This is a genomic window from Spirosoma spitsbergense DSM 19989 (assembly GCF_000374085.1).
In the GTDB taxonomy this organism is placed as follows: domain Bacteria; phylum Bacteroidota; class Bacteroidia; order Cytophagales; family Spirosomataceae; genus Spirosoma; species Spirosoma spitsbergense.
This window is the reverse complement of the sequence record NZ_KB893565.1, coordinates 51,040-59,736: the sequence shown is the minus strand read 5'-3', so window position 1 is coordinate 59,736 and position 8,697 is coordinate 51,040. Positions and strand designations below refer to the sequence as shown.

The 8,697-nt window shown below is 54.5% G+C and carries 4 protein-coding genes; all 4 read left to right on the top strand.

Going from position 1 to position 8,697, the window contains the following annotated elements:
• The first annotated feature begins 245 nt into the window (after positions 1-245).
• Positions 246-3,491, top strand: coding sequence for a SusC/RagA family TonB-linked outer membrane protein (locus B157_RS0122115; RefSeq protein WP_020605496.1), 3,246 nt, complete (start codon positions 246-248; stop codon positions 3,489-3,491).
• 76 nt (positions 3,492-3,567) lie between these two features.
• On the top strand, positions 3,568-5,166 hold the full coding sequence (locus tag B157_RS0122110) for a SusD/RagB family nutrient-binding outer membrane lipoprotein (RefSeq protein ID WP_026308886.1): 1,599 nt from the start codon (positions 3,568-3,570) through the stop codon (positions 5,164-5,166).
• Positions 5,167-5,178: 12 nt separating this feature from the next.
• On the top strand, positions 5,179-5,805 hold the full coding sequence (locus B157_RS0122105) for a hypothetical protein (RefSeq protein WP_020605494.1): 627 nt from the start codon (positions 5,179-5,181) through the stop codon (positions 5,803-5,805).
• A gap of 38 nt (positions 5,806-5,843) precedes the next feature.
• Positions 5,844-8,666, top strand: a complete 2,823-nt coding sequence (locus tag B157_RS0122100) for a M14 family metallopeptidase (protein WP_020605493.1) — start codon at positions 5,844-5,846, stop codon at positions 8,664-8,666.
• Positions 8,667-8,697 lie beyond the last annotated feature (31 nt).

The window sequence follows — 8,697 nt, the reverse complement described above, 5'->3', positions numbered from 1 at the left end:
TTCAGTCTGTGCTTTTGTCAAGTTAGAGGGCTTAAAACTTGCTGAATCAACGAATCAGTTCGCCTTGAAAGGTCGACTGTATATCAAAGCCATTCAGGCAGCTTTAGCTGAACTCCGGTTTCTCCAACAAAAGAATCTCTTGTTAAACATTGACCCTGCGTAACTTCAGTTAACAGTCTTTTATTCTCTATACTTGTCGTCGTTTTCAATTTTTTTATCAGTACCCAACTCTCATCCCGAATTATATGAAACTAAGGTTACTTGTATTTATCATGCTGATTCCGCTTTATGCCCTGTGCCAAACCAGCACAGTGAGTGGGCGGGTGAGCGACTCTGGGGAGAAAACCCCGCTGCCCGGTACCACCGTAACCATAAAAGGCACCACTACCGGAACGGTTACCGATGCCGACGGACGCTACCAAATAGTAGCCCCGGACCGGAAAGCCGTACTCGTTTTTTCGTCCGTTGGTTTTGAAGCCAAAGAAGTTGTGGTTGGCTCACAGCAGACCATTGATGTAATGCTGGTTGCCGACACCAAACAACTCAGCGAGGTGGTGGTAACGGCCGCTGGTATTGTGCGCGACAAAAACGCGCTGGGCTACTCCGTCAGCACCCTGGATGCCACCAAACTTGCGCAGCGGTCGGAGCCGGACCCCCTCCGCGCCCTTACGGGCAAAGTGGCGGGGGTAAACGTGCAGGGATCGGGTGGGGCCGCGGGTGGAGCCACCAATATCACCATCCGGGGCAACTCATCGCTGGGGAATAACAACCAGCCGCTGTTTGTGGTGGACGGTGTGCCCTTCGACAATTCCAGTTTCACCCAGCCCGACGGCTTTGTGGGTGGCTCAACTACGACCAACCGTGCCTTTGACCTCGACCCGAACAACATCCTGACCATGACTGTGCTGAAAGGAGCCGCAGCGGCTGCGCTTTACGGGTCGCGGGCGGCTAACGGAGCCATCATTGTTACGACCAAAGCCGGAAAAAGCCAGAGTAAAAAAGGGCTAGAAGTAACCTATAACGTAGGTTATGCCGCTGAAACCGTAGCTGGCCTGGCTGACTACCAGACCAGCTACGGGCAGGGCACCAACTTCGATTATCGGAGTGGAGTATTCGGCTCCTGGGGGCCCCCGTATCCGGGCGTTCCCAGCCTGATTCCTACCCGACAAACCATTCCGCACCCCGTAACGACCAACAACCGCTACCCGTCGTCTGTATTTCCGCAGTTTTATCAGGCCGACGGAACTACGCCTGTTCAGGTGCCGTATGAGTCGTTCTCTCAGTACAACGCCAAAAACTTTTTCCGGACGGGTAACGTCTTCGAAAACGCCCTGTCCGTATCGTCGGGTGGGGAAAAGGGTAACCTTACCGTTGGTCTGTCGCGGACAGGAAATCAGGGTGTCGTGCCCGAGAACGAGATTACCCGGACGGGCGTGAATATTGGTGGCAATGCCCAGTTAGAGAATAAGTTTTACGTTCGGGGGGCCCTCAACTACGTCAACACGGCACAGGTGTCGCCCCAGGTTACGGCGGCCAACGGAGCTGGCGCATCCATTCTGGATATTCTTCTGTTTGCGCCAACGAGTTACGACCTGACCGGCTACCCGAACACCAATCCGCTGAACGGCAACAATGTCTATGACCGGGTGGGTACCGATAACCCCTACTGGTCGGTCGCGAACAGTCCCACAACGAGCAAAGTAGACCGCTACTATGGCAATGTGGTACTTGGTGTGGACGTGCTGCCCTGGCTCAACGTACAGAACACGGTGGGATTCAACGCCTACACCGACCGGCGCATAACCGTGAACGGAAAAGGCGGAGACTACTTTCCCAACGGCAACATCACCACCGACAACATCTATCGGCAGGAACTGGACAATACCTTTCTGGTTACGGCCACCAAACCTATCAACGAGAACATCGGCCTGAAAGTGATTCTGGGTAACAACGTAAATCAGCGGCTTACCGAGCGGCAGGTAGTGTTCGGCGACGGCATCATTTTCCGGGGTATCAACTCGCTCAACAACACCCGCGTTACCATTCCACGCGTGCTGCCCAACAACCGCAATGATTTCAAGCAGCGGTATTTTGCGTTCTTTACCGATATTTCGCTGGACTACAAAAACTTCGCGTTCCTGAACCTCGTGGCCCGTAATGACGTGTCGTCCACACTGCCCATCAGCAACCGGAGTTACCTGTACGGCGGGGCAAGTGCGTCGCTGATTTTCACCGAAGCGCTGAAGATCCCCAAGAACATACTCTCGTTTGGTAAGCTCAGGGCGGGCTACACGAAGGTGGGTAACGAAGCCACGCCCTACCAGACCCAAACGGTCTATATTGCCAATCCGGTGTTAGGTATTGGTTCGGGTACCGGCTCCATTGCCTCGCCCTTCAACGGGCAGAGTACCCTGACCGAATCCGACCTGCTGGCCAACGCCGAACTCAAACCCGAATTCATTACCGAACTCGAACTGGGCACCGAACTCCAGTTTTTCAACAACCGGTTCGGGCTGGACATCACCTACTACAACAAGGAAAGTACATCGCAGATTTTTACGGTCAACGCAGCCCCATCAACGGGCTACACCCAGAAAGTGATCAACCTGGGTCGCTCCACCAACGAGGGTATTGAGATTGGCCTGAGCGCTAACCCGGTCAAGTTGGCCAATGGTTTTCGCTGGGATATTTCGTCGGCCTTTACCCTAAACCGCAACATCGTACGCGACATTGGCAACCTAAAAGAACTGCCCTATGGCGGTTTCTCGGGCCTCGGCAGCGTACACATTGCCGGTCAGCCCTACGGACAGATTCGCGGGTCCACCTTCGCCCGCGATGATGAGGGTAATATCCTGGTCAACCCCAACACGGGTAAGCCTATCCTATCGGGGCGCACCACGGCCATTGGCAACCCCAATCCCGATTTTATCTGGGGCATCACCAATACGTTCAGTTTCAAAGGCATCACGCTCAACGCCCTGTTCGACTGGAAAAAAGGCGGGGATATGTACTCGTTCACAGCCTACGAACTGCTGAGCCGGGGCGTCACTAAAGATACCGAAGAGCGGGAGGCCATCCTGGTAGGGCCGGGGGTGCTGGGTAACGTGAATACCCTGCAGCCGATTCTGGACGGCGAGGGCAAAAAAATCCCGAATAACATTGGCATTGGTGTTGCGGATTACTACTTCTCCGGTGGTTTTGGCCCCGGTGGTGCCGACGAAGCCAACGTGTTCGATGCCACCGTGTTTCGGCTGCGCGAGGTCTCATTGGGGTATCAGTTCCCTAAAGCGTGGCTGGCCAAAACGCCGTTCGGCGGGGCATTCCTGTCGATTAGTGGCCGTAACCTGTGGTACCTGGCCCCTAACTTCCCGAAGCACCTCAACTTCGACCCCGAAGTGAGTTCGCTGGGAGCGGGTAACTCGCAGGGCTTCGATTTCATCGGCATTCCAACCACGCGCCGGTTAGGCGTAAACCTGCGGTTCAGTTTTTAACAGGATCATCCCAATGTATCCACCCCTGATGTTCGGGGGTGAAGTTGGGACACTATCTCCAAAAGCAAAAAAACGAATGAATTTCATCAATACCATCCGAACGGCTTCGTTGCTGGGATTGGTCTTTCTGGCAGGCTCCTGCAAAGACTTTGTCGACATCAACGCCGACCCCAACAATCCCACAACGCCGGTACTCGACCTCATTTTACCTGCCACGCAGGTGTCTATGGCGGGTAGCCTGCGCGATGTAAACGTGGGCACGTCCATCCTCACGCAGCAGTTGTACATCACCAATCCCAGTCGCAACTTTCAGGATGGCACCGATTATCAGGCATCCTGGAACGCCCTGTACACGCAGGTCCTCGACGACCTCGAAATCATTATTCGCGAAGGTACCGCCCAGCAGCGATGGGACTACGTGTCTATCGCCAAACTGCAAAAAGCCTACATCTACAGCCTGATGGTCGATTTATGGGGCGACATTCCCTACACCGATGCCATAAAAGGACTGACTGTAACCGACCCGGTCTTTGAGAAAGGCGACGTCATTTACGACAAACTATTCACCCTGATCGACGAGGGCCTGGCCGACGCGGCTAAGGGAAACTTCGCCATCCAACCCACCACCGCCGACCTTATTTACAGGGGCGATAAAGCGGCCTGGATCCGGATGGGTAACTCGTTGAAATTGAAACTATTTAATCAGATTCGACTGGTACAGCCTGACAAAGCCAAAGCGGGTATTGCGGCCCTGCTTAGCACCAACGCCCCGCTCATCAGCACCAACGCCCAGGATTTTGCTTTCCGCTTCGGCTCGTCAGAAACGCCTGCCAACCGCCACCCCTGGTACCGGGCCGAGTACCAGGCCAGTAAAAGCTACTATATGAGCCAGAACTTCATGGAACGGCTTTTTGGCACCGACGACCCCCGGCTTCGCTACTTTTTCTTCCGGCAAACGTCGAACTACACCGTTGGGTTTACGCCCACTGGCAACGGTTATTTTGGCCGTTATACCGGCGACGCAACGGCATCGCCCAACGACAACGCCCTGAAAGCTACCTTCGGCGTGTATCCGTCCGGTGGATTGTATGACAACGCACCCATCAACAACATCACAGCAGCCAATGTATTCCTCAGCAATTCGGGGGCTACCGGAGCGCCCAAAGTAGTGACCAATACGGATGGCTCCGGGGCAGGCGTGTTTCCGTTTATCACCAACGCGATGGTTAAGTTTATTCTGGCCGAAGCGGCCCTCACAATGGGCACCACCGGCGACCCGAAGCAGTTGTTTCAGGACGGGATTACGGCGCACCTCAACAGCGTCAACACCATTGCCACATCGGGCGGCAACTCGGCTCCCGTGTTGCCGACGGCTACCATTACGGCGTTTGTGGCCAACCGTACCGCCCAGTATGACGCGGCTAATCCGGCGGGTAAACTAAGTGCCGTGATGACCCAGAAGTACATTGCCCTGTTTGGTAACGGCATCGAATCCTACAATGACTATCGCCGAACGGATTTGCCCGTGCTGGCCGCACCCATTGCTCCACTAAACACCTTTCCGCTACGCCTGACATACTCCGTTACTGAACTGTCTACGAACGGCAGCGTGTCTGATAACGCGGAGAAATTGCAGGCAGCCCAGCAAATTACTCCCGTTTTCTGGGACAAATAATCAACTACCCTCATGAAAAAAATACTCATTTATCTATCTTTTTTCGGTCTGCTGGCCCTGGATGCTTGTAAAACAGAAACCTACGAATGGGAAAAGTGGACCTATACTGCCGTTCCATTGGTGGCTTTGAATACGGCCAAATCGGCCCTGCCCACAGTAGTTACCTCCAATACCTCTTTTTTCGATTTAGGAGCGGCCAACCTGGCCAGTCAGGAGTTTGAATACAGTTTGAATTGGGAAGGGTTTGGCAAAGCCGAGGTAAAGTCGATTGAGGTGTATCTGGGATTCGTAAAAGCCCCCGCTACCGGCAACCCGTCTTACCCGATTATCCTCTCCAGCCCTGGTGGCGTGTATCCGAGTGTTACGCAGTTCCCCTTGCCAAGCCGGGTGGTGGCAACCGACAAACTGTACGAAACCGTCACACAGTTCCCTAAAACCTTTACCGTAACAGCGGCTCAGATGGCTACATTTACGGGTACTGACCTGACCAAAGTAGTTCAGAATGACTACTTTCTGTTCAAATTTATCCTCAACCTCCAGGATGGCCGCCGGATTGAAGGCTTTCAGGAAAACGTGTGCGACGAAGCACGGGGCGAAGTTGGCGATTGCCGGGTGGGTGTTCGGTTCCGAAGGAAGTAGACTAACTAATCATTCATTCAAACGCTCTTTCCTAACCGATGCGCTCCCCCATTTACTTACTCGTTTTTCTGCTGCTAACCAGCCTTAGTAAGGGTATAGCCCAGACCATTCCTTCGCCCAAAGAACACTTTGGGTTCGCTATTGGCGACGATTACCACCTGGCGAACTACACCCAGACCGAAGCCTATTTCAAGAAAATAGCGGCCGCGTCTAACCGGGTGAAATTAGTCGATATTGGACTCACCGAAGAAGGCCGACATCAGTATATGCTGCTGGTCTCTTCGCCCGCCAACTTAGCCAAACTGGACCGCTATAAGGACATTTCGACCAAACTGGCCCGCGCCGAAAACCTGACCAATGAGCAGGCTCACGCGCTGGCCAGTGAGGGGAAAGCCATTGTCTGGATCGATGGTGGTCTGCACGCTACCGAAGTGGTAGGAGCGCACCAGCTTATTGAAACAATCTACCAGATGGTAAGCCGCACCGACCCCGAAACGATGCGGATTCTGGACAACGACATCATCCTGTTTACCCATGCCAACCCCGACGGGCAGGAATTGGTCAGCAATTGGTACATGCGCGAGAAAACACCCGAAAAACGCTCGACTGACAACCTGCCCCGACTGTATCAGAAGTACATTGGCCACGACAACAACCGCGACTTTTTCATCATGAACATGAAAGAAACCCAGAACATGGGCCGCCAGTTGTTTGTCGAATGGATTCCGCAGATTATGTACAACCACCACCAGCGAGGTCCGGCGGGATCGGTCGTGGCTGGTCCGCCCTACCGCGACCCGTTCAACTACGTATTCGATCCGCTCATGATAACGGGTATCGATGCGCTGGGCGCGGCCATGATCAACCGGCTCAATGCAGAGGATAAACCGGGCTTTACGCGCCTGGGCGGCTCGGTATTTTCGACCTGGTACAACGGCGGTCTGCGAACAACCACGCACTTCCACAACATGATTGGCCTGCTCACCGAAATCATCGGCAATCCTACGCCCGAAGACATTCCACTGGTACCCAAACGACTAATTCCCAATGGAAACACTCCATTCCCCGTCAGACCCCAGAAGTGGCACTTCAAGCAGTCCATCGACTATTCGGTGTCACTAAACTATGCCGTGCTGGGCTATGCCGCCCGCTACAGCGACGATCTGCTGTTTAACATCTACCGCATGGGTAAAAACTCAATTGAGCGGGGCAGTAAAGATTACTGGGCTTTAACGCCCAAACGCATCGATGCCATTGAGGAAGCCTTTAACAGCGATCCAAAAAAAGTAAAACCACCCACCAACGCGGCCCTGGCACAGTATGGTTTTGTACCACGCGGGGGTGGGATGCCGATTAAATATTACGACACCATCATGACGGCACCCACCCAGCGCGACCCGCGCGGGTTCATTATCCCGGCCAGTCAGCCCGATTTTGCAACGGCGACTAAATTCGTGAATGCCCTCATTAAAACGGGCATTCAGATTCAGCAGGCTACCGCTGATTTCACCGTAGCCGGCAAACGCTACCCGGCGGGTTCGTATGTGGTTAAAACCGATCAGGCCTTCCGGCCCCACCTGCTGGATATGTTTGAGCCGCAGGACCACCCTAACGATTTTCAGTACCCGGGTGGCCCGCCCGTTCGGCCGTATGATGCCGCTGGCTGGACGCTGGCTTACCTGATGAACGTGCAGTTTGACCGGGTACTGGACGGCTTCGATGGGCCATTCAAAAAGCTGCCCCTCGGCGAACTCCAATCGCCCGAAGGCCACGTTACGGGTACCCCCTCGGCGGGTTATGTGCTAAGTGCCAAAGCCAACAACTCATTCATTGCGGTCAACGATCTGCTGGCATCGGGTATCGAGGTGTTCCGCATGCCAAACGGAACGGGTGGCAAATCGGGTAGTGAAGCCGGCGACTTCTTCGTATCCGCTTCGGCCAAAGCCAAAACGATGCTGGATAAATCGGCCAAAGACCTGGGGCTGGAAGTAAGTGGCTTAGCCAAACGCCCGGCTACGATGCTGAGTAAAGTATCGCCCATGCGGATTGCGTTGTGGGATACCTACGGCGGGTCGATGCCGTCGGGCTGGGTGCGCTGGCTGATGGAGCAATATCATTTCCCGATGGACGTGATTTATCCGAATGATGTAGATGCAGGGAATCTGAAAAAGAAATATGACGTGATTGTGTTCGTAACCCGAGCCATTCCGGCCCTCGACGGTAAGGATGAAAACCCATTCCAGGGTATGGAGCGTGAGCCGCAGAAAGAAAACACCCCGGCCGAATACCAGCCGCGTTTGGGTAAAATTACTGCCGAGAAATCAATACCGCAACTGAAAGCGTTTCTGGAAGCCGGCGGCAACGTGGTTACCATCGGCAGCAGCACGAACCTGGCTTACCACCTGAAACTACCGGTTCGTAATGCACTGGCCGAGATGACCAGCAGCGGTAAAGACCGGCCACTGCCCAACGAGAAATACTACATTCCGGGCAGCGTTCTGCGCGTAGCGGTCGATTCGACCCAACAGGCCACCTGGGGCCTGCCCGCTCAGACGGATGTGTATTTCGATGCCAGCCCTGTATTCAAGCTGGCCCCCGAAGCCATCGCCAAAGGGCAGGTAACGCCACTTGCCTGGTTCGATACGGCCAAACCGCTCCGCAGCGGCTGGGCCTGGGGCCAGTCGTATCTGCAGGATGGCGTAGCGGCTTTCATGGCCCCGGTTGGGGCGGGTAAGTTCTACGCTTTCGGACCGGAAATCACGTTCCGGGCGCAGGCACAGGGCACCTTCAAAATGCTCTTCAACCAGCTTTACAGCATTGGCAAAACCAGTACACCGGGCAGCGATGCTGCCGGTGAGTAATGGTTTTAGCCCAGCATTGGCGGGTTTGTCG

What these genes read in the sequence shown, in the direction of transcription:
- B157_RS0122115 (WP_020605496.1), top strand. Translation starts at nt 246, where the DNA reads ATGAAACTAAGGTTACTTGTATTTATCATGCTGATTCCGCTTTATGCC.
- B157_RS0122110 (WP_026308886.1), top strand. Translation starts at nt 3,568, where the DNA reads ATGAATTTCATCAATACCATCCGAACGGCTTCGTTGCTGGGATTGGTC.
- B157_RS0122105 (WP_020605494.1), top strand. Translation starts at nt 5,179, where the DNA reads ATGAAAAAAATACTCATTTATCTATCTTTTTTCGGTCTGCTGGCCCTG.
- B157_RS0122100 (WP_020605493.1), top strand. Translation starts at nt 5,844, where the DNA reads ATGCGCTCCCCCATTTACTTACTCGTTTTTCTGCTGCTAACCAGCCTT.